The sequence below is a fragment of the Okeania sp. SIO2F5 genome, from assembly GCF_010692685.1.
GTDB lineage: Bacteria > Cyanobacteriota > Cyanobacteriia > Cyanobacteriales > Microcoleaceae > Okeania > Okeania hirsuta.
Map to the genome: position 1 here is coordinate 85,049 of NZ_JAAHGU010000004.1, position 21,855 is coordinate 106,903.

At 36.0% G+C, this 21,855-nt stretch carries 16 protein-coding genes and 1 tRNA gene; 9 read left to right on the plus strand and 8 right to left on the minus strand.

Translation table 11 applies throughout. From position 1 onward, the window contains the following. Positions 1-321: 321 nt before the first annotated feature. The 3 genes from secA to F6K27_RS02570 all read left to right on the plus strand — a co-directional run bounded on the left by secA (position 322) and on the right by F6K27_RS02570 (position 3,963). On the plus strand, positions 322-3,132 hold the full coding sequence (gene secA / locus F6K27_RS02560) for a preprotein translocase subunit SecA (RefSeq protein WP_287273237.1): 2,811 nt from the start codon (positions 322-324) through the stop codon (positions 3,130-3,132). 192 nt (positions 3,133-3,324) lie between these two features. Then, positions 3,325-3,501, plus strand: a complete 177-nt coding sequence (locus tag F6K27_RS02565) for a hypothetical protein (RefSeq protein ID WP_287273239.1) — start codon at positions 3,325-3,327, stop codon at positions 3,499-3,501. A 111-nt stretch (positions 3,502-3,612) separates the two neighbouring features. Then, positions 3,613-3,963: a hypothetical protein gene (locus F6K27_RS02570; protein WP_287273241.1), complete on the plus strand. Its 351-nt coding sequence runs from the start codon at positions 3,613-3,615 to the stop codon at positions 3,961-3,963. Between the two features lie 52 nt (positions 3,964-4,015). Here F6K27_RS02570 and F6K27_RS02575 read toward each other — a convergent pair whose 3' ends face one another. Next, on the minus strand, positions 4,016-4,795 hold the full coding sequence (locus F6K27_RS02575; protein WP_287273242.1) for a transposase: 780 nt from the start codon (positions 4,793-4,795) through the stop codon (positions 4,016-4,018). A 158-nt stretch (positions 4,796-4,953) separates the two neighbouring features. Here F6K27_RS02575 and F6K27_RS02580 point away from each other — a divergent pair, with 158 nt between their 5' ends. Both F6K27_RS02580 and F6K27_RS02585 read left to right on the plus strand, forming a co-directional pair. Then, the gene (locus F6K27_RS02580) at positions 4,954-5,082 is read left to right on the plus strand and encodes a hypothetical protein (protein ID WP_287273243.1); all 129 of its coding nucleotides are present in this window, start codon (positions 4,954-4,956) and stop codon (positions 5,080-5,082) included. 47 nt (positions 5,083-5,129) lie between these two features. Beyond that, positions 5,130-5,504 (plus strand): hypothetical protein, encoded by a 375-nt coding sequence (locus F6K27_RS02585; protein WP_161564656.1) that lies wholly within the window; start codon positions 5,130-5,132, stop codon positions 5,502-5,504. A 75-nt stretch (positions 5,505-5,579) separates the two neighbouring features. Here F6K27_RS02585 and F6K27_RS02590 read toward each other — a convergent pair whose 3' ends face one another. Then, positions 5,580-6,224: a pentapeptide repeat-containing protein gene (locus F6K27_RS02590; protein WP_124146542.1), complete on the minus strand. Its 645-nt coding sequence runs from the start codon at positions 6,222-6,224 to the stop codon at positions 5,580-5,582. Between the two features lie 941 nt (positions 6,225-7,165). Beyond that, on the minus strand, positions 7,166-8,098 hold the full coding sequence (locus F6K27_RS02595; RefSeq protein ID WP_124146544.1) for an NAD-dependent epimerase/dehydratase family protein: 933 nt from the start codon (positions 8,096-8,098) through the stop codon (positions 7,166-7,168). A 542-nt stretch (positions 8,099-8,640) separates the two neighbouring features. Between F6K27_RS02595 and F6K27_RS02600 the strand changes: the two genes are divergently transcribed. The 4 genes from F6K27_RS02600 to F6K27_RS02615 all read left to right on the plus strand — a co-directional run bounded on the left by F6K27_RS02600 (position 8,641) and on the right by F6K27_RS02615 (position 15,978). Then, the gene (locus F6K27_RS02600) at positions 8,641-12,072 is read left to right on the plus strand and encodes a response regulator (protein WP_287273244.1); all 3,432 of its coding nucleotides are present in this window, start codon (positions 8,641-8,643) and stop codon (positions 12,070-12,072) included. 68 nt (positions 12,073-12,140) lie between these two features. Continuing rightward, positions 12,141-14,180 (plus strand): sensor histidine kinase, encoded by a 2,040-nt coding sequence (locus tag F6K27_RS02605; RefSeq protein ID WP_287273245.1) that lies wholly within the window; start codon positions 12,141-12,143, stop codon positions 14,178-14,180. A 964-nt stretch (positions 14,181-15,144) separates the two neighbouring features. Next, on the plus strand, positions 15,145-15,336 hold the full coding sequence (locus F6K27_RS02610) for a hypothetical protein (protein ID WP_124146548.1): 192 nt from the start codon (positions 15,145-15,147) through the stop codon (positions 15,334-15,336). A 171-nt stretch (positions 15,337-15,507) separates the two neighbouring features. Beyond that, positions 15,508-15,978, plus strand: a complete 471-nt coding sequence (locus F6K27_RS02615) for a phosphate-starvation-inducible PsiE family protein (RefSeq protein WP_124146549.1) — start codon at positions 15,508-15,510, stop codon at positions 15,976-15,978. Between the two features lie 379 nt (positions 15,979-16,357). Here F6K27_RS02615 and F6K27_RS02620 read toward each other — a convergent pair whose 3' ends face one another. The 5 genes from F6K27_RS02620 to F6K27_RS02640 form a co-directional block, all read right to left on the minus strand. Next, complete coding sequence (locus F6K27_RS02620) at positions 16,358-17,044, minus strand: hypothetical protein (RefSeq protein WP_287273246.1); 687 nt, start codon at positions 17,042-17,044, stop codon at positions 16,358-16,360. Positions 17,045-17,661: 617 nt separating this feature from the next. Beyond that, positions 17,662-17,734, minus strand: a tRNA-Glu gene (locus tag F6K27_RS02625). A gap of 99 nt (positions 17,735-17,833) precedes the next feature. After that, positions 17,834-19,273 (minus strand): S-layer homology domain-containing protein, encoded by a 1,440-nt coding sequence (locus F6K27_RS02630; protein ID WP_287300833.1) that lies wholly within the window; start codon positions 19,271-19,273, stop codon positions 17,834-17,836. A 76-nt stretch (positions 19,274-19,349) separates the two neighbouring features. Next, on the minus strand, positions 19,350-20,219 hold the full coding sequence (locus F6K27_RS02635; RefSeq protein WP_287273250.1) for a DUF4231 domain-containing protein: 870 nt from the start codon (positions 20,217-20,219) through the stop codon (positions 19,350-19,352). Between the two features lie 522 nt (positions 20,220-20,741). Next, on the minus strand, positions 20,742-21,533 hold the full coding sequence (locus tag F6K27_RS02640) for a pantothenate kinase (protein ID WP_287273251.1): 792 nt from the start codon (positions 21,531-21,533) through the stop codon (positions 20,742-20,744). Positions 21,534-21,855 lie beyond the last annotated feature (322 nt).

Genomic DNA, 21,855 nt, shown 5'->3' on the forward strand with positions numbered 1-21,855 from the left:
AAGTGGCGGGGAAATTACCTGAATGTTTTGAGTCTAAATACTCATTTTCCTGCTAATTATCGCCTTAAGTAATGTTGGGGTGTCGGTGAGCTTCGTTCACTGACACCCCTAATTTTTCTGATCGTAACACCTATCCCCAATTGGCCGTGGTTTTAGACCAGTGAATTTTTGATAAAATAATTGATACCCATTTTTTAACAACCAAATAGTTCTAAACTGACTAAACTCAGACAAGAGGTATATTGACAAAATTAATAAAAAATGGTATGCAAAAAAACCATTTTGATAGTTAATAATTGGAATTTAACTTAAATAACAACTATGTTCAAAAAACTTCTCGGAGACCCCAACGCACGCAAACTCAAGAAATTTCAACCTTGGGTGACAGAGATTAATATTCTTGAAGAAGATATTCAACAACTTTCAGATGAAGAACTAAGGGCCAAAACAGGAGAATTTAGACAAGCTCTAGAAAAAGCAACATCGAAGGATGAAGAAAAAGAAATATTAGAAGAAATTCTACCAGAAGCTTTTGCTGTAGTCCGAGAAGCAGGAAAGCGAGTGCTAGGTATGCGACACTTTGATGTCCAACTGTTGGGGGGCATTATTTTGCATCAAGGCCAAATAGCAGAAATGAAAACAGGGGAGGGTAAAACCCTTGTAGCGACTCTACCAGCATATTTAAATGGCCTAGCAGGTAAAGGCGTCCATGTAATTACGGTTAACGACTACTTAGCCAGACGAGATGCGGAATGGATGGGACAAGTGCATCGGTTTCTGGGTTTAACTGTGGGGTTAATTCAACAGGGAATGACTCCAGAAGAACGGAAAAAAAATTATGCCTGCGACATTACTTATGCTACTAACAGTGAAGTTGGATTTGACTACTTGCGGGATAATATGGCGACTAGCATGGATGAAGTTGTACAACGTCCATTTAATTTTTGCACTATTGACGAAGTTGACTCTGTATTAGTAGATGAAGCACGGACTCCTCTGATTATTTCTGGGCAGGTAGAAAGACCTAGTGAAAAGTATATTAGAGCAGCAGAAATTGCAGCAGCTTTGGATAAAGAAAAAGAACATTATGAAATAGATGAAAAAGCTCGTAATGTGTTGTTAAGTGATGAGGGTTTTGCTCAAGCAGAACAGTTATTAGGAGTACAAGATTTATATAACCCGGAAGATCCTTGGGCACATTTTATATTTAATGCTTTGAAGGCAAAAGAATTATTTATTAAGGATGTTAACTATATTGTTCGTGATGAGGAAGTAGTTATTGTTGATGAATTTACAGGAAGAGTAATGCCTGGACGACGTTGGAGTGATGGTTTGCATCAGGCGATCGAGGCTAAAGAAAGGGTGGATATTCAGCCAGAAACTCAAACATTAGCAACTATTACTTATCAAAATTTCTTCTTACTTTATCCGAAATTATCGGGGATGACGGGAACGGCAAAAACAGAGGAAACGGAATTTGAGAAGATTTATAATCTGCAAGTGACAATTGTACCCACTAATAGACCAACTGGTAGAGCTGATTTATCAGATGTGGTTTATAAAACAGAAAAAGGGAAATGGCAAGCGATCGCTAATGAATGTGCGGAAATGCATACGGCAGGTCGCCCAGTTTTGGTGGGTACAACCAGTGTGGAAAAATCAGAGTTACTATCTAGGTTACTTGCTCAACTGAAAATTCCCCACCAGTTGCTGAATGCTAAACCAGAAAATGTGGAGCGAGAGTCAGAAATTGTGGCGCAAGCAGGGGGTAAGGGTACAGTTACTATTGCTACTAATATGGCAGGTCGAGGTACTGATATTATTTTGGGCGGAAATGCTGAGTATATGGCAAGGTTGAAAGTACGGGAGTATCTAATGCCGAGGGTTGTTAAACCGGAAGAAGATGATGGTATGGGTATGATGCGGGTACCAGGAGCTAAAAAGCAAAATTCAGCTAAAGGTTTTGGCGAACAGAAGAAGGTGAAAACCTGGAAAGTGTCGCCAGAAATTTTTCCAGTAAAGTTGTCGCCACAAACTGAAAAGATGTTGAAGGATACGGTAAGTTTTGCCGTGCAAGAGTGGGGAGAGAGAGCGTTACCTGAGTTGGTGGTGGAAGATAAGGTGGCGATCGCTGCGGAAAAAGCTCCTACTCAAGACCCGGTAATTCAAAAGTTACGGGAAGTGTACAATTTGATTCGCAAAGAATATGAAGGTTATACGGAGAAGGAACATGATAATGTAATAAGTCTGGGTGGGTTGCACGTTATTGGTACTGAGCGTCACGAGTCAAGGCGTATTGATAATCAGTTGCGAGGTAGAGCGGGACGACAAGGAGACCCTGGTTCGACAAGATTTTTCTTGAGTTTGGACGATAATTTATTACGGATTTTTGGTGGCGATCGTGTTGCTGGAATGATGCAAGCGTTTGGGGTTGAGGAAGATATGCCAATTGAATCTGGGTTGTTGACTCGTTCGTTGGAAGGTGCGCAGAAGAAGGTGGAAACTTATTATTATGATATGCGGAAGCAGGTGTTTGAGTATGATGAGGTGATGAATAATCAACGTCGGGCAATTTATGCGGAACGCCGACGGGTATTGGAAGGTAGGGATTTGAAGGAACAGGTGATTAAGTATGCGGAGCAAACTATGGATGATATTGTGGAGGCGTATATTAATCCTGAGTTGCCTTCGGAAGAGTGGGAGTTGGATAAGTTGGTAAGTAAGGTGAAGGAGTTTGTGTATCTGTTGGCAGATTTAACACCGGAACAGTTATTTGATTTGTCGATGGATGATATTAAGACTTTTATGCATGAGCAGGTAAGGAATGCTTATGATATTAAGGAAGCGCAGGTAAATCAGATTCGTGGTGGTTTGATGCGGGATGCGGAAAGGTTCTTTATTTTGCAGCAAATTGATACTTTATGGCGGGAGCATTTGCAGCAGATGGATGCGTTGCGGGAGTCTGTTGGTTTGCGGGGTTATGGTCAGAAAGATCCGTTGATTGAGTATAAGAGTGAGGGTTATGAGTTGTTTTTGGATATGATGACGGATATTCGTCGGAATGTGGTTTATTCTATGTTCCAGTTCCAGCCGCAACCTGCAGTGCAGACTACGGCGGCAGAGACAGTTTAGTTTTGATTAATGGATAATGGATAATTGATAATTATTATTGCTGCTAACTTTTGTACTAAATTGAAGACTTTTTGCATTCAAAAAGTTTGCTTGTTAATCAAAGTTTAAAATTTTCATCATTATCCATTATCAATTTGTTGAGAGAACCAATTTGTTAGCGATCGCGAGATTAAGAGTTCTGGGGAAGGTTCTTTGAATGTACCACGAAAGGTTAGTTTTTCCAGAGCATCGGGAGGAGGTTTAAAGCATTATTATATTAATGGAGAACCTGCCCAACCAGAATCCCAGGACTATATTCTGGAGCTGAATACTGCTGAACAATGGGTTTTACCAAATCCATTAGATCCCGGTACTGAGATTTGGACTTAGACTTTTTTTGACTTGGACTTAGATTGAGACTTACTCATTGGTACAGTTTTGCCATTGACAAATTAAAAAAATAAGCTATGATTCGGTAGTGTGGTAGAAGATTTATTGAAGATGAAAAAGTTAGTTGTTACTGTTTTGGCTACTTGTTTGTTACTGTTGACTACTGCTCTCCCAGCTTATGCTGATCGGGAAGAAGTGGCTATCCATTGGGAAAAATGTATAGTTGAATCGCAACTAACTGCATGTTATGAGAGATTAGAGATAGACCAAAAGGAGGACACAATCGAAATTGAGACAGATGGGTGGTTAGGAGGAGATCAACGAAAAGGTCTTTATTGGTTGGGGAGGATAGTGGATCAATGTTGGGAGAGTATAGAGGATGATGTTAGTAGTAAATATGAATGGAAGTGGAAAATTAAAGACGATAAATTGAAATTGAAATTAAAAAATAAAAATGATTGATCTGATCAAAGGATAAGGATAGCACATGCTGATGTTAGCATCACCCAACTCGTTAAACCATCATCGCAGCCCCATTTGCTGTAATGAATGTATGAGCAGCCTTTGAGCCAAACCAACTTCCCAACGGGTCTACCTGGTACACCTCCTGATACCCCTCTAGGTCTAAGTTTAACTGTCCAGGAACCCCTTCCCTACCCTTTGGTTTGGCCTGAAAACCCTTAGTCATTTTGTCCAAAAAGCAATTCCCCCAATTACGGCGTGGAGTTGTTTTTTTCTTTTTAGGAGTGTACCGCTTACAAAACTCCCGATACCGTTTGGCACATTCCTCTAAAGTTGTGGCCAATTCCAGAAAAGCCGGATGCCATTCGGTCAAACCATCATCAGTCAATTGTGCATAGCTACCATAATTGCTAAAAGCATAAGTAAACCCCAGACGTAACCCTGCTGCTTTGGGGTTGGCATGGATATAGCGCAGAGTTTTGAGGATTCGGTCCGAGTCACTATTAGAAATTGCCTGACTGAAATACCGTTGCTCCCAAAAATGTCCAGTGCGATGCAAAAATTGGTTCAATACCATAGCGCTATACCAGTTTAGCCAGTGCATCAACTTAGGTAACTCCTCTGGATTTTCTGGCCCTAATAAGTAATGAATATGGTTACGCATAATGCAGAGACCATACAGCTTAAACTCAAATTTATTCTTCGCCTTGGCAATGACCTCTAATAAAAGTTCTCGGGTGGCACGTTTGGCCAAGTTAAATTCTTTATTGTTGCAGCGCACCGTAATGTGGAAGGTACAATTTGAGGGTAGATTTCTAGGTAGACGAGGCATATCAGTTATCAGTTATCAGTGAGACCTTATTTTTTGGTAAAAAGTGCGGGCGTTAACTTATTCTCTCATTTTGAGGTACACCCGCGAGCAAGATGCACCCGCACGCGAGCAAGATGCTCGCACTGGAAAATTTAATAATTAAATTGCGCGCGAGCAAGATGCTCGCACTGAGATTGGTGGAATCTGCTATAAGTCCGAAAAAATCAGAAATCAGCGATCGCTTGTTCGGAAGATATTCAGGCGATCGCTATTCTTTTGCAGAGAAAGGAAAGCGTATTGTGTTATAATTATAACCGTATGATGTAATTTATTTTCTATAATCACAAAAATCATAATGGTTTCATCTAAATTGCTTCAGCTAGAAAATGCCATTAATAACTTATCCTTAGATGAGAAAATATGGCTAATGGAAAAAATCATAGCTCAAATGAAAGAGCAAACAAAATCTGCTAATTATCAATCCCAACCCGATCTAGAATTTAGCAATCAAAATAAGAACTTAGAAACCGAACCTTTAATTGGTTTATTTGCTGCTTCCCCAGATTTAGCAACTAATTCTGAGGAAATTTTACAAGGAGAAATTAGGGAAAAATCAGGATGGTTTTATTCAGTTATCAGTTATCAGTTATCAGTACCTTGCAGCAGAATGTTTGGAAATCACGAAAGTCTTGACTTTGGTTCAAAGAGACTTTCAGCTATTTCGACCTAAGCATTGTCAATTTTTTGAGATTATGCCGTAATTTTTTAATAAGCAATAATGCAAATCCAAGACTATTTCAATTTCCTAGCGCCTGATGATATCCGCATCAAAGGTAGCCGCATTGGTACCAATCGTCGCCCCTACTCTGGCCCCTGCTAGATTAACAGCGATCGCCACTACTCCTGCTACTAGACCTGCTATAGTTCCTGCCATAGCCAAAACTGTGGTTAAAACAGCAGTCATTACCGCTACAATTGCGACAGTCAAAGTCGCTGTCACTGCTCCTGCTGCCACACCTGCTACAGTCCCCGTCATAGTTCCCATTATTGTCCCAAGTAAAGATCCTGCTATCAATACAGTTCCAAAAGCTGCCTGTAATCCTTTACGGATAGCGATAATTAAAAAAAGGACAAATATCAATAGGACAATTACAGAAGCTAAAAAATTGTCTGAGCTAATAGAGTAAGGAAAGAGTAAATAACCAGTAAAGACAGCCGTTAGTACAGCAGTCAATCCAGAAATTGCAGATAAAAGTAGCGATATGATAACTAAACCTAGGCGATAATGAAGTTGCACTCCAGCGTTAGCATGACTAAAGTTGGCATCACACAAAAGGGCGTTGCTGAAATCCGTTCCTTGAATATCTGAGTGTGAAAAGTCTGCACCTGCGAGGTCAAGACCTTTAAAGGAATAACCGCACAGACTTTGAAAAGAAAAGTCTTGGGACATAATTCAATAGACAAAATCAATTTAGATCTTGTTTTGCTATCTTAACAAAAATACTTCTAGACTGAGATAAGGTTATGCAATTGAATTCTCCAGGGGTTAAAACACCTTGGATTATAAAAAGCTAGCTTTTAAGCTAACGAGTCGCACCAATATTTTTTAGTTAAAGAATGGCAGTTTCAACACTTTCCTATCCACCTTGGCTAAGTCCAGACCTAGCTGTGTCACTATTTTTCTTAAAATGTTAGCTGCTCCTTCAACAATTAATAATTAATAATTACCTCTTCTTTCTAAGAAGAGGATTGACTCAAAGGATTTTGTTCTTCTCTTGGTCGATTGGATATGGCGTTAGCGCTAGCGTTTGCGCAGCATTCCGATAGGAAAGCTCCTCTGCAAGAGGTAGCGGATCTGTAAGAGCGGGAAACCTCGCCATCCCACCCTACGGGAAGCTACGCTAACGACCGCTTTTTCTCCATGAATGAAGAAGCTTTATACCTTAATTTTTCCGTAACTCAGTCATTTCAGTTATCAGTTGTCATGGATAACTTCTCAATTCTAATTTCTGACTTGCACGTAGCACTATACATCCAAAATCTTATTTCTCAGATACTTTCCGAGTAAAAATTTTAGTCTTAACGTACAAAATTGTTTTGTTACTACAAATCTCCCACTGCTGACTACCTCAAACTTATATCAAAATCTACTTGCGCTTAGAGTATTATAAGAAACCGGGTTTATGGGAAGTAGATGTTAGTATGGTGGGGCATTTAATAAACCCGGTTTCTATACTTTTTTATACCGATACTACCAAATTTGACATTATATTATGTCCGGATAATTAGTGATAAAAAAACTTTTTCCTTTTTATACTTTCTTTTTCCCCTCTTCTCTCCTGACTCTTGACTCCTACCTTGTTATTTATAACTATTCAACCGGACATGATATTACACCTTCAAAATTTCATCATCAACTGAAAAATCTACCTCTACTTTGTCACGACCGGAGGCGATAAAATCATTTTCAAATGAATCTTTTAACCCAGAAACTAAATCAAACTTTGGCTGCCAATTTAATTCCCGCATCACCTTATTTACACTGGCAAAAAAATGTTGAACTCGTAATGGAAAAGCTTTCTTTTTTCCAAAGTCAAATTGCTTCGGGTCGTAATGTACTAACTTAATAGAATCAGGAGATTTTCCAGCAGCTTCAGCACAAGCGCGAGCTAAACCATCAAAAGTGACATAACGCTCTCCAGAAACATTATAAATTTGACCAATTGCTTGATTATTTCCTAATACATTTGCCATTGCCATTGCCAAATCTTTGACATGACCTAATTGAGTAATGTGGAGTCCATTTCCCGGAATAGGAATCGGGCGATCGCGTACAATTCTGTCAAAAAACCATGCTTCTAGATCGTTATAGTTTTGTGGTCCATAAATATAAGTAGGACGAATTGAAGTCCAGGGTAAACCTTGATTTGTTAATTCTGTTTCTGTTTCATATTTTCCTAAATGACGGCTTTTTGGATCTACAGCATCTCCCTCAATATGAGGCATTTGGTCAGACTTTAAATAAACCCCCGCAGAACTCATATAAATGAAATGTTGTACCTGGTCTTTGAAGATTTCAGCTAAAGGTTTTGTATCAGTTAATTTTCGTCCGTTATTGTCAAAAATAGCATCAAATTTTTCTGGCGCTAATTTTTCTTTGAGTTGAGTAGCATCCGTGCGATCGCCATGAATTTCTTTAACTTCTGGAACTGGACTTGGTTTATTACCACGGTTAAATAGCACCACTTCATGTCCTTGTTCAACTAGAATTTTAGTTAAATAGACTCCAATAAATCGAGTCCCACCCATAATCAGTATTCGCATTTTTCCTCTTTTTTACCAACAACTAATAATTTCATCATACCCATTTACCAAGCCAAAAGTCAAAAATTAAATTCCATGATTAGTTTTAGGGGCATAAACAACCTTGATCTTTGATTTTTTAACTTGATTAAATCTCTCAAAACTGTACTTACTTGCTGGAAGCCAATCATACTGAAATTGAAGATAAATATTAAACTTTAAGGAATAGGGAAGATGGAAAATGGAAGAAGCTATAACTAGAGTTATAAATTCATATTTATCTTTTTCTTTATGGGTTTAATACCCCACCGTCACTTGCAGTGTCTACAATTGGTTGGGCATAGTCAACGACCTGCCACTTCCTGTCTACAAACCCACCCCATCTACTTTTTTATTCTTGCTTCTTGCTTCTTGGTTCTTCCTTCTTCAAAATGATTAAAGGCAATTCAATTAAATCATCCATAAATGTATCAAATTAATTTAAAATTTGCTATGGTAAGTATAGTATTTTAATTTTTTTTCGACAATTTAAAAATCATAGTAATACCATAATTAATTTACTTATGCCTACTCAATATTTAGATAGTTCAAATAAGAATAAATATCGAAAAGCTTCTCTACGTAAAGTTTTTGTATTACCTATTGTGCTGCAAATTATGTTTGCTGTAGGTTTGACCGGATGGCTCTCGTTACGCAATGGACAAAAGGCGGTCAATAATGTTGCTAGTCAGTTACTCAATGGAGTGACAACCCGTGTTGATGAACATTTAGAAAGCTATCTAAAAATTCCTCCTTTAATTAATCAAGTTAATAGAGATGCTATTCGTATCAATAATTTAGATGCAGAAAAACTCTGGGATTGGCAACAATATTTATTTAAACAAATGCAACTATTTCCAAATATTAGTAGTATTAGTTTTGGCTCTACCGAAGGAGAAGTAGTATGGTTAATTAGATTAGAGGATCAAAGTTTACAATTAGGAATTAGCGATTATTTAACAGCAGGAAATCTAGAACAATATACTCTTGATCGACAGGGAAATATTATCCAACCACGAATTGAAAGTTTTCCATACGATCCGAGGAATAGACCTTGGTATCAAGCTGTTATCGAAGCGGGAAATCCTACCTGGACTAAAATTTATCCTTGGATAGATGGAGATAATTTTGGCATTTCTAATGGATTACCTTATTATGATGAAAAAGGTATTCGTAAAGGTGTACTTAGTGTAGATTTAACTCTTGATAAAATCAGTCAATTTTTAACTAAGCTAAAGATAGGTAAATCCGGAAAAGTATTTATTGTCGAACGTTCTGGATTAATAGTGGCTACATCCATTTCAGAAGAGCTATTTATGACTCCAGGTAATGAACAAAATTTACAACGACTGCCAGCTTTAGAAAGCAATGTACCTGTAATTCAAGCTTCAGCTCAATACTTACAGAAAACCTTCTTTGGCCTGACTAAAATCAATCAAAGTCAACAGCTAAGTTTTAAGTTTAATAATCAACGTCACTTCCTAGAAATCAAACCTGTAAAATATGGTTTAGGTATTGACTGGATTATTGTAGTAGTAGTTCCAGAAGCAGATTTTATGGAAGAAATTAATATTCAAAGACGCAATACAATTTTATTATGGTTAGCAGCTTTAGGATTAGCAATACTTGGTGGAATTTTAACTTCTAGATGGGTGATTCAACCAATTATCAGCTTAAATAAAGCAGCTAGGGATTTTACTCAAGGAAATTGGCAACAAAAAGTAGATATTAAACACTCTGATGAACTAGGAGAATTAGCCCATTCATTTAATACAATGGCTGTACAATTACAAGAATCATTTACTACTCTACAAGCGAAAAATGATGACTTACAAAGATTAGATAAACTTAAAGATGAATTTTTAGCAAATACTTCTCACGAACTTCGTACTCCTCTGAATGGAATGATTGGAATTGCTGAATCAATGTTAGATGGAGCAACAGGAGAATTATCGGAAATACAGCAAAAAAATTTATTAATGATTGCTCAAAGTGGTCATCGACTTACAGATTTAGTCAATGATATTCTTGATTTTGCTAAACTGAAACATCAAAATCTGGAGTTGCAGTTAAAACCTGTAGGAATCAGAGAAATAACAGAAGTAGTTGTTACTCTTTGTCAATCTTTAATAGGTACTAAAAATTTAGAATTAGTTAATTCTATTCCTGTTGATTTACCTCCAGTTTATGCTGATGAAAATCGCCTGCATCAAATTTTATATAACCTGATTGGTAATGGGATTAAATTTACAGATACTGGGAAAGTAGAGATATCGGTAGAGATTATTAATCAACAAGAAAATTCCCAGTTCAATAGTCAGCATCCAATTCTCAAAAACCAACAATTAGCAATTACTATTTCTGATACTGGTATTGGTATTGCAGAAGATAAACTATACAGAATATTTGAATCATTTGAACAAGATGATGGTTCCACAGCTCGTCAATATGGAGGTACTGGTTTAGGTTTAGCAGTTACTAAAAAACTGGTGGAATTGCACGGAGGAAAAATTTGGGTAAAATCTCAAATTGAAATAGGTTCTCAATTTACTTTCACTCTGCCAATATCTACAGAATTTGCTATTAGTAACAATTCCGATATATCAAGATTTACAGATGCTAATAATATAGCTATAACTGAAGAAAAAGAAGAAGAGATTGTTATTCAAGAAGAGTCAAAAGATGATGCAATCAAACCACTAGAAACCGTCCAAAGATTTCAAATTATGATTGTCGATGATGAACCAGTAAACTTACAGGTACTCGTCAATATTTTATCCCTCCAAAATTATGCCATAGTTCAAGCAATGAATGGTATAGAAGCTTTGAAAATAATTGAACAAGGTTGTCAGCCAGATCTAATTTTATTAGATGTAATGATGCCAAAAATGACTGGCTATGAAGTTACACAAAAATTGCGAAAAAATTTCTTACCTAGTGAGTTACCAATTCTGATGTTGACTGCTAAAAATCAAGTTTACGATTTAGTAGAAGGATTGAATGTAGGTGCTAATGATTATCTGACTAAACCTATTTCTAAAAATGAACTAATTGCCAGACTTAAAACTCATTTGAGACTATCTCAAATCAACAGTTCTTATAGTCGTTTTGTGCCTGACGAGTTTATGAAATTCCTCAAAAAAGACTCTATAATTGATGTAGAATTAGGCAATCATGTAAGCAAAGAAATGGCAGTAATGTTTTCTGATATTCGGTCTTTTACCGCTCTTTCAGAAACAATGACACCCCAAGAAAACTTTAACTTTGTTAATTCATATTTAGGGCGTGTCAGTCCAAAAGTTAGAGATAATTATGGATTTATAGTAAAATATTTAGGAGATGGAATGATGGCTGTATTTCCTAATGGAGCAGATGATGCTGTCAAGGCAGGTATTGCCAAAATAAAAGAAGTTGTAGAATACAATATTATTAGGAAAAATCAGAGTTATAAACCTATTTCAATTGGTATCGGCATTCACTTTGGACAAATGATGGTAGGTATGGTGGGAGAACAAGCAAGAATCCAAGGTGATGCTTTTTCAGATAATGTAAACTTAGCTGCTCGTTTAGAAGGATTAACAAAATTTTATGGCGTTTCTATCATTATTAGTGAAGCAGTATTTAATAATTTAGTAGATGCAAATCAATATCAAATTAGATTTTTAGATCGAGTCCAGGTGAAAGGGCGGAATCATCCCATTAAAATTTATGAAGTTATGGATGGAGAAACCGAATCTTTGCTAAACTTAAAAAGACAGGTTAAGTCAAATTTTGCTCAAGGAGTTTTACATTATCAACAACAAGAATTTACCATGGCAAAGAAATATTTCCAGAAAGTATTAACAGTAAATCCAAATGATAAAGTCACAGAAATTTATTTACAACGAGTGAATAATTTTTTATCAGAGGGCACACCTACGAACTGGCAAGGAATTACAATCTGGAATCAAAAATAATCAAAAACTTGAGCAAATTATATCTGTATAATTGAAATGTAAGTAGGAAAAAATTAGCGATCGCTACCATGCCAAAGTTACCATTAAACCCTCTGTTTTATCAATCCCCACCAAAACTCCCCCTACGAGTCGTAGTCATTGTCCCATTTGTGCTGCAAATTATAGCAACAGTAGGATTAGTGGGATATCTTTCATTTACCAATGGTAAGCGCGCTATCAACGACCTAGCTAATCAGTTACAAAACGAAATTACAGCTCGTATTCAGCAGAAACTGAATATTTTTTTAGAGACTCCCCATTTGGTTAATCAACTAAATGTAAATGCTATTCGTCTTAATCAACTTAATATTCAAGAAATTAATGATGTGGAGCGTCATTTATGGCAACAAATTCAGTCTTTTGATTCCATTGGTGTCATTGGTATTACATCTACATCAGGAACAATGATCGCAGTAAGTCGCCAAGATAATAATAGATTTAATATCATCATTACAGACGAATCGACAGAAGGAGAACTTCAGGAATATGCTACCAACGCTCAAGGGGTGCGGACTAATCTCACAAAAGTAGTTCCGGAGTACGACCCCCATATACGACCATGGTATCAAGATGGTATCGCTACAGGTAAAGCAGATTGGGGTGAGATGTTTAGATCGCTCATTGATCAAAGAGTAGAAATTATGGCGACTCAACCTGTCGTTAATAATGATGATAATGCGATCGCCTTGGTCACTGCTACTCTCACCTTCTCTCAACTGCATGACTTTCTCAAACGGTTGAAGATTAGTAAATCTGGGGAAGCTTTCATTTTAAATCGTTATGGTCAATTAATCGCTAGTTCCGCCACTTCTGAACCTTTTATTCAAGACAATGGGGATTTAAAATTAATAGATGCTTCCAACAGTAACGATCTTTTAGTTAATTCTGCAAGTAAACACCTGAAAGACAGGTTTGAGGATCTCAATCAAATCCAAAGTAATTTATTACTTAACTTTGATATTGATGGTCAACAACAATTTTTACAAGTCGTACCTTTTAACGATCAATATGGTTTAGATTGGTTGATTTTGGTAGTAATTCCCGAAGCAGATTTTACAGAACGTATTCATGGCAATACTCGAATTACTATTGCTCTATGTTTCATCGCATTAATAATAGCAATTATTTTTGGTTTATTCAGTTGTGAATTGATTATTAAACCAGTCAAAAATTTAAAGCAAGCAGCAACTTCTATATCTATTGGAAAATGGGAACAAAGAGTAAAAGAAGTCCCCATTGAAGAACTAGCAATATTAGCTCAAGGATTTAATCAAATGACGGAACAGTTAAAAAAATCATTTGTTGAATTAGAGAACAAAAATACAGCTTTACAAGAGGCAGACCAGTTCAAGGATGAATTTATGAAAAATATTTCCCATGAACTGAGGACTCCACTTAATAGCATTATTTGTTCTATAAAATTAATCCTTGATGGCTTTTGTGATAGCCAAGAAGAAGAAACTGAATTATTACATCAAGCTGATAAATCTGCTATTCATTTACTGAATTTAATTAATGAACTTTTAGATTTGGTGCAAATTAAGGAAGGCAAACTTCCGGTAAATAAAAATTTAGTAAATTTGTATGATTGTTTAAATGAAATAATTGATTCTCAGCAATCTATAATTCAACAAAAAAATCTGCAACTCTATAAATCTAATATCTCTAAATCCATATTTGTAGAAGCTGACCCCAAAAAGCTAAAGCAAGTATTCTTAAATATTCTTGATAATGCAATTAAATTTACTGAAACTGGTAGTATTACTATTGATGTTCAGATTAAACCAAGTATTAATACTTATGATATAGATCAAGTACCCATTGTTGTAGTAACTATTAAAGATACAGGAATTGGGGTAGAACCAAGCGAACAGTATAAACTATTTCAATCTTTTGCAATGGTAGATGGTTCGACTACTCGTGCATATAGTGGTTGTGGTTTGGGATTATCAATTTCTCGTAGTTTGATGGAATTGATGGGAGGTAATATTACTCTAGAAAGTGCTGGAAAAAATCAAGGTACTGCAGTTTCTATCTCTTTACCCATTACTCTCAAAACTACGGAATAGGGGATAGCGAAAGTGGCGATATAGCGCTACGCGCAAGTTAGAAGTCAAAAGTCAGTAGGGGCGTTAACGATAGTTATGCGCAAGCTTTAGGCCGTTCACCCGTACAAAAGTAATCTCGGACTAAGTTTTAGGGTTTAGTAGTGTCCTAACCTAAATCCGTAGTGCTATAGTAGCTCAATTTTTCTAGGAGAGGAAGATATAGTTTTTTGGCGTTGCATAAATGCGCTTGGGATTTTAATAGTTTTGTAGAATGGGCATCTTGCCTGTTCCTGATATTTTCCCGTTCCTGATATTTTTCCGTTCCTGATATTTTCACTCCTTGGCAGGATACCCACCCCACTTATATTCATACCGCCCCTTAGCAATGCCGATTTTTTTATAGCAGAAGAAAGAAGGAGTAATCTGGCATTGTCTGAGTTTTAAGCTTTTGATCTGTCCGTACCCTTTCCTTCGACTGCTATGTATAGCAATCAGAAATCATATCAAATCCGGTTAAACAGTTATAGATTAGTTAAGTAATATCATGTCCGTTGGTATCGTTTGTGTAAAAGTTAGCGTGGATATCTACAGGAAATTTAAGTTTTTTTCTTGCTCAATTGCCTTCCTGCTTGTTGCCTGTTGCCAGATGAGCTGTTGCCTACCTTTGCTATACAATACCGATGCTACCGGACATGATATAAGGAGGAGTCAGGAGTCAGAAAGACCGAGTCAGGAGGAGAGAGAATCACAAAGATGAGCGTAGTTATGACGGTTGAAGAATTTTTTTATGTCCAATTAAACGGATTTGATATCAGATGTGAGAATTTTATTGCTTCTGTGTTTCCCATTCCCTGTTCCCTGTTCCCTGTTCCCTGTTCCCTAAAAATCTACAATATCTCACAACTCAAATAAGATTGCTATAACTAATTACCAACTTGATATAATCTTATTCTAATTAGGCAAAACTAAAATCTAGAGTTAAAATATGCTATCCAATTCCGATCGTTTACCAGAACAAGATTCAGGAGTACCTAATACCTCCGAATTATCTCCTTTAATCAAAAATTTATCAATCGCTACCTTGGTGGGAATAATAGCTTTTGTTGGAGTAAGTTCTTTGATTATTGCTGCTAGTCAAAACAATGTTAATGACATTGAAACAACAGAAGGAAAATAGACTGTTGCACACTCAAAAAGTTAAAAACAAAAAATAACATTCTCTCAGTTTCCGAATCCGAACTCAAGTCCCTAATACCAATTAGATTAAAGAATGTTACAAAACTGTAATTATCAGGCATAGGGAATAGAGAGTAGAATATTGATTCAAATAGTATAACTAAATATAAAAATGAAGAATTTCCTTAAAACTCTCAAGAATATTTTTCTTCCTGAAAAAGATGATATTTTTCTAGGATTAGTTGAAAGTATAGAGGTCATAGTATCTAAAATTCTATCTTTAGCATTGATAGCTGTAATTATTTTTGCTGTCTTTGACGTAATAGTTGTTATCTCTAAACAACTTTTTTTTACATCTTATCCTTTGTTTAAAGATACATTATTTGAAATATTTGGACTATTTTTAAATATTTTAATTGCCCTAGAAATTTTAGAAAATGTTACAGCTTATCTCCGCAAGCACGTCTTTCAAGTAGAGTTAGTAATTGCTACTTCTTTAATTGCTGTAGCTAGGAAAATTATTATCTTTGATCTTGATAAAAAAACAGGAGAAGATTTAATCGGATTAGGATTTGCTATTATTGCTCTATCCATTAGTTTCTGGATTATTCGATCGCAAAAAAATAGACCATCTAATCATTAATATTATCGTCGCTACCCTGCCCTGGCGTTTTTAATTTTAAGTATTAGGAAGTAGATTTTTCCATAGCACTATTGTGGAACAACTCTTGTTGAAAACCCTACACCTCATCTGCGGTGAAGACAAGTTTATTGAGGTATCATATTACAGCAATTTCCAACTTAATGAGGCACAAAACCTATTCTGGACAGCAGGGAAGAGGAAAGAGTAAAGAGAGATTAATATTTAACTGGAATGATATAATTTCCTTTACTATCAGCATCGTTAGTAGGGGGAAACGGTCGGAAAACCATTCTTGAATACTTAATAATGCCGATGATACCGGATTTTATATCAACTCCAATTTAAGATTGAACCTACAACCTACAACCTACAAACTTCTTTAATTATCTTGGTGCTTAAACATAGAAGTAGCACCGAATGCCGCGAAAGCTAATAAACCTAATATTGAAGTAGGTTCGGGAACAGGAGTTAACATTATATTATCAAAATTTACATCACCAGAACTAGCAATATAAATTTGAGTAATATTTTCAAAACCATCTATTGATAGAGTTTCAAAAGGCAAGGATATATCGTTACCAATGGAATATTCTGTAAATTGACCGGCAACTTGCATTGTTGGGTCAAATGTTGTGGAAATTAAGATTTTAGTATCATCTGTTGTATAACCAGTAATTGCATTTTCATTCTTCCGCAATTGATAATCTAAACTTTCTAAAGAGAAGATGCCACCATTTTTTAAAGTTATAAATGAACCTAAAAGTCCGAATTCATTAGTAAAATGTTGAGCTTCATAATTCTGGCGAGCATGAAAATGTGAAGTATCACTAAAATAAGCTGATGGACTGCCTATTTCCTGTGCTGAAAATGCTGCTACATTAAATCCATTTTCCATGAAACATTTACCCGCACTCAATGGAGAAGTACAAGTGTTGGGATTGGAATTATCATATATTTCAGAATCATAAGTAATTGTTGCTGCGTTAGCTTGCTCATTACCAACAAATAGTATAGCTAAAGTCGCACAACAACCAATTCCTATAGCTTTCAATTTTTTGAACATCATATTATTAATGCCTAAATTTCAGTAAATTAACGAGGAGATAATAGCATTACATTTTAGACATTACAACTACTTTTATATAATATTTATCTATGACAAAATGTCATATTTTTTTTAGTTAATTGAAGATGATAACTTATTTTTTAATTATTATCAATTTAACTTAGGAGCCATGTAAAAATAAGTTCTACAAATTTTATCTGGGATAAATTGTGAAATACAGCTTCCATCAAAAAAACTGTAATGGTTATTTTTACACGAGTCCTTACTGTTTAATAACTGATTATTTGAATTATAAAAGTGAGAAAATTTTCTATTTAAGGCCAAAAATATAGATTAAGATGTAACTACCTTTTTTGAATTTGGTATAAGGGGATAAAGAAGAAAATTATACATCTTCTTGCCTCCCTATTGCAGGAGGTACTGATAGCTTCTGATAGAAAACGCTAACTGATATAGCAATCGAAGGAAAGGTTAGGATATATCAAAAGTTTAAAACTCAGGGAACGCCAGATTTCTTCTTCTTCCTTCTTCGCCTGATATTGACCTTGACTATGACTATTTTCCCCAAAAAAACAAAAAATAACAGAAATATTAATTCTGCTATCCTTAATTTATTATACCCCCAAGGGAATTCGAATCCCTGTCGCCTCCGTGAAAGGGAGGTGTCCTAGGCCTCTAGACGATGGGGGCTTGTTTGTTTCTTTTCACTCTTACTAACTTAGCGAATTCCTAAATAAATGTCAAGGGGTACGAAAAAAAAAATTTCGCTCAACCCTTTGGCCATCTTGACTACTGAAGATTGTGGCTTTGTGGTAAAGCCATCTGAGCCGATATCCCTTCTTTTGCATCTCCAAAATACCATAAAACAGCAGCAGCTTCAGCCCTACTCACTGTTTTATCTGGCCTAAATAATTTCGTATAACCAAAAACCCGCCTAATATTAGAAAAATCATTCTGAGCATCTGCCAATACAGCTCTCAAAGCAGCAGGGTCAATCCTAGAAGCATCTTGAAAATCCCAAGCTTCTTTAACTTTTTCTATTGTTGCCTCTGGCAATGCCTTGCGAAAATCTAGAGGTACTTTCCAAAGAATCAAATCCTCACGGGTTAAAAAATCATTTGGACGAAATTTAACGACATTAGTATCTCCAGACAAAGGACTAGGAATTAAACCAGCTTCTGCCAAACCTTGAATTACCGCAAAGTCTGGGTCAGTTTTCGGGACATCTTCAAAAATTGGTGTTTCATTGAGCAGTGCTAATCGGATTTGTTTAGCAGAATTATTAGTAAAAATCTTATTATTAGTATTTACCAACCACCGAACATATTCCCGCCTAGTGACAATATTCTGAGGATCGACTAAAAGAGTAGTAGTATCTGGATTATCTTGATTTTGGGGTTGTGGCTGCTGAAATACTCCCAGTTTGGACAAATCTGCGACATATTGACGTAATCCTGAAGGCACATCTCTGAGAGCTTTTTTTAAGACAGGGGACTCTGTAGAAGTGGGGAGCGGCACTGGAGGGATGCTATTGGGAGGAAATGTTGTAGGAGTCGGTAACGCGGCTACTCCAGGAGTGGGCAAAGGTGTCGGTAATGATGCAGTTGGAGATGGCTCAGGAATAGGTAATGCTTGGGGTGATGCTATGAAATTGGGAGATGGCTGAGTTTCTAGCTGGATAGTTGATTGAGAAACTGGGACGGGTGGAGGCGAGGGTATATTAGTAGTTTCTTCATTCTTGAATTGATAGTCTATCTCATATTCTGTTGCTATTCCTGGAGTTTGGCTTGGTTTGAGGGATACCTCTACCTGCAAATCATTTTTTTCTGCCACCAGAGATCCACTACCCTCTTCGGTAGGTTCGCTAATAATTTCCCAATTCTTGTCTCGAAATTCTTTTTGATAGAAATTTTGGACTACATTAGTAGGGTCTGAACTACTCCAAACTGTTTTTTGCTCTTGTTCGGATTTTTCAATTAATTCGGAGTTAGGATATGGAGAGATTTCTGAGGGAAAATCAGCCGGAATTTGTGTTGGTTGTTCGGGTTGCTGGTTGTTTTGAGTGGGGGTTTGAATTAATTGGCTAAAAGGAGGGTTATTTTTCAACTGGGGGTCTGCTGCAAAAACTTTTTCTAGCTCTTTACTTGAGGGATTATTTGCACAAGCACTGACTGACATTAATAAACAAATAGTTAAACTGGTAAATATAGAATGTCTATTTAATAACATATTCATTAATATAAATTTAGTTGCTATTTTTCAGGGAGGTTTTTTTTTCCTCCCTTGATTCTCAAAACTATATTTTTTAGGTATTCTTTAACAAGGATTTTGGCTGTTCAGCAGATAAGTTGTTTTTTTCTTCCTTTTTATCTTCTTGTTGTGGTGATTCCTGTCCTTCTACTTGTTTGAGATGAATAGTATTTACCTTGGTAATAAAATTAGCTATAGAATTTCTAGCTTTTTTGCCACGTTCAGTTGTATCTTCTACATCATAAATTCTATAAGATACATTTGCACCTAAGATAAATTTCTCCTGTTCTGCTTCTAAGAGTTCCACAACTCGATTAGCAGAAATCCAATTTTCTTGGAAAGGAAATGAAGTTACAACACTAGCAACTATAGAAGCGATCGCTGGACAAATTACAGGCAACCATTTTAACCAAGCCTGACCAGTTTCTAATTTATCAACAAGGACTAAAATGGGGGTAACTCCCGAAAAAACTATTGTGCCTAACTGCAAAATATAGTAGATATTTCTAGCTTTTTGCCTGGTCTTTTTGTAATCGTCTATTAACTCTTGAGTATAACGTAAAGCTTTTTCTACTTCTTGAGTTATCTGAATATTTTCTGGAGAATTTTCTAGTTGTAAAACATTACCGTATAAGGTTGCTTTTTTTAGTAAATCAGAATCCTTGATTGTTTTAGTGTAGTTGATTTGTAATTGCCGATTTAGGAGATACAAAAAAATAAACAGAGCAATAGAAACTACTAAAACTATCGGCAATTGAATCAGCTCTCGAAAGAAATAAACACTAATTCCTGAGCCAATAGTAGTTGCAAAAGATAGATATTCAAGTATTCTCAAAAATGATAAGATACCAGGGATCGATGGTGGAGATTTATAATTATCGGCTTTGATGTTTAACTGAGAATCAAGGGTTTCCGAACTTGTCATCTTTTGTTTATTCCTTTGATTTGATAAGTGGACTAAAATATTCTCCTGCTATTGAGAAAGTAAGGGCAATATTACCTGATAAATTATTTTACAATAAGCTGTTATATTATGTCTGAATAATTAGTTATAATAAATTTCTTAGGTGGTAAGTCGTAGGTGTAAGTTCAAGGTCGAACACTGGAAACGTAGCAGAAATTTGGGATATTCCTTCAACATCGCTTCAATAGAACATTTTTATTATACTTAATTATTCAGACATAGTATTATTCAGCAAATTACTTATATTTATTTTTACATTTTCGGCGTTGCTGATTTGAGGTATGATAGATATCATCTCCGGATAAGAGGGCGAGCAAAAAACTTTCTCCTTCTACTCCTGTTTCTTCTTCTTTGTTCCCTCCTGACTCGGTAACTTCCCCTCCTGGAAGAGGTTAGGGGTGGGTTGACTCCTAAGTAATTAAGATTAATATCATACACGCTCTTCAGCAACGCCACATTTTCAGATCTTATTCAGATCTTAAGTTAGTATATTTGATGCCAAATTTTTGCTATACCCCAAAAAATTACTTCCGGTGCAACTATCATTGATGCACCTAACTCAGGAAAAAGTTTTGTGAAATGAGTTAATAATAAGATGCGATCGCCTCCTGTCAGCACTATTTGTCCTTCAGGAAATTCTTCTCGCCAGGCGACGATATAATCTTTTATACCTGCTAATACTGTATATATTATCCCACTTTGAATGGCTGTTGCTGTTTCTTTTGCCCACCGTGGAGGTAACTCTATCGGTATATCGACCAAAGGTAACATAGCTGTTCCTGCTATCAAAGATGATAATTGCAACCTTAACCCTGGTAAAATAGACCCCCCCACTATTTTTTTTTGGACATCAGCACCAGTAAAAGTAATTGCAGTACCAGCATCTATGACTAGCACAGGCCAACCTAACTTTGTGCCTGCACCCAAAACTGCTAAAGCTCTATCTATTCCCAAGGTAGGATAAAGTCCTTGTAGTGGGAGTTTTTCTAAGGTAATCATATCAGACCAAGGATAAGTTTCCCAAAGTACTGTTTGTTGAGGAACTACTGATGCTATTAATAAAGGCATCTGATGATTTAACTTTATATTCTGAGTTTCTAATGTATTTTTTAGTAGTTTTCTGACTACTATTTCCACATTAATATTTTCCTCAATTTCCCATTTGTGAATCCGGTCTATATCCCAGGTTTTCTGAAGTATTGCACCCACAAAATACCCCCAGTGTAACCGGGTATTTCCAATCATTAAACCGAGCCATTCTTGATTTTCAGACATATATAGTAATTTCATTTGAGTTGCGTAAAAAACATGGTTGCTTTTAGGCAACAGGCAACAGGCAACAGGCAACAGGCAAGAAGGTTTGCCGAACTTTTTACTGTTAGTAAATAACTAACTATTGTTTGACATCTCATTTGAAAACGCTATATAAATCTGTTCAAAAATTAATAATTAATAATTACCTCTCCTTTAAAAGAAGAGAATTGACTCAAAGGAAAATTTTTCTTTATTATTCCCTTAAAAGGGGAGGCTTTAAACCACAATAATTTTTCGGTGAAAAGTCCACTTTTAATAATAAATTAAAAGCCTCCATCCCGGT

Bases quoted from the DNA above. Each gene is read 5' to 3' on its own strand.
- secA (WP_287273237.1), top strand. From the start codon at position 322: ATGTTCAAAAAACTTCTCGGAGACCCCAACGCACGCAAACTCAAGAAA.
- F6K27_RS02570 (WP_287273241.1), top strand. From the start codon at position 3,613: ATGAAAAAGTTAGTTGTTACTGTTTTGGCTACTTGTTTGTTACTGTTG.
- F6K27_RS02575 (WP_287273242.1), bottom strand. From the start codon at position 4,795: ATGCCTCGTCTACCTAGAAATCTACCCTCAAATTGTACCTTCCACATT.
- F6K27_RS02580 (WP_287273243.1), top strand. From the start codon at position 4,954: ATGCTCGCACTGAGATTGGTGGAATCTGCTATAAGTCCGAAAAAATCA.
- F6K27_RS02585 (WP_161564656.1), top strand. From the start codon at position 5,130: ATGGTTTCATCTAAATTGCTTCAGCTAGAAAATGCCATTAATAACTTA.
- F6K27_RS02590 (WP_124146542.1), bottom strand. From the start codon at position 6,224: ATGTCCCAAGACTTTTCTTTTCAAAGTCTGTGCGGTTATTCCTTTAAA.
- F6K27_RS02595 (WP_124146544.1), bottom strand. From the start codon at position 8,098: ATGCGAATACTGATTATGGGTGGGACTCGATTTATTGGAGTCTATTTA.
- F6K27_RS02600 (WP_287273244.1), top strand. From the start codon at position 8,641: ATGCCTACTCAATATTTAGATAGTTCAAATAAGAATAAATATCGAAAA.
- F6K27_RS02605 (WP_287273245.1), top strand. From the start codon at position 12,141: ATGCCAAAGTTACCATTAAACCCTCTGTTTTATCAATCCCCACCAAAA.
- F6K27_RS02610 (WP_124146548.1), top strand. From the start codon at position 15,145: ATGCTATCCAATTCCGATCGTTTACCAGAACAAGATTCAGGAGTACCT.
- F6K27_RS02615 (WP_124146549.1), top strand. From the start codon at position 15,508: ATGAAGAATTTCCTTAAAACTCTCAAGAATATTTTTCTTCCTGAAAAA.
- F6K27_RS02620 (WP_287273246.1), bottom strand. From the start codon at position 17,044: ATGATGTTCAAAAAATTGAAAGCTATAGGAATTGGTTGTTGTGCGACT.
- F6K27_RS02630 (WP_287300833.1), bottom strand. From the start codon at position 19,273: ATGTTATTAAATAGACATTCTATATTTACCAGTTTAACTATTTGTTTA.
- F6K27_RS02635 (WP_287273250.1), bottom strand. From the start codon at position 20,219: ATGACAAGTTCGGAAACCCTTGATTCTCAGTTAAACATCAAAGCCGAT.
- F6K27_RS02640 (WP_287273251.1), bottom strand. From the start codon at position 21,533: ATGTCTGAAAATCAAGAATGGCTCGGTTTAATGATTGGAAATACCCGG.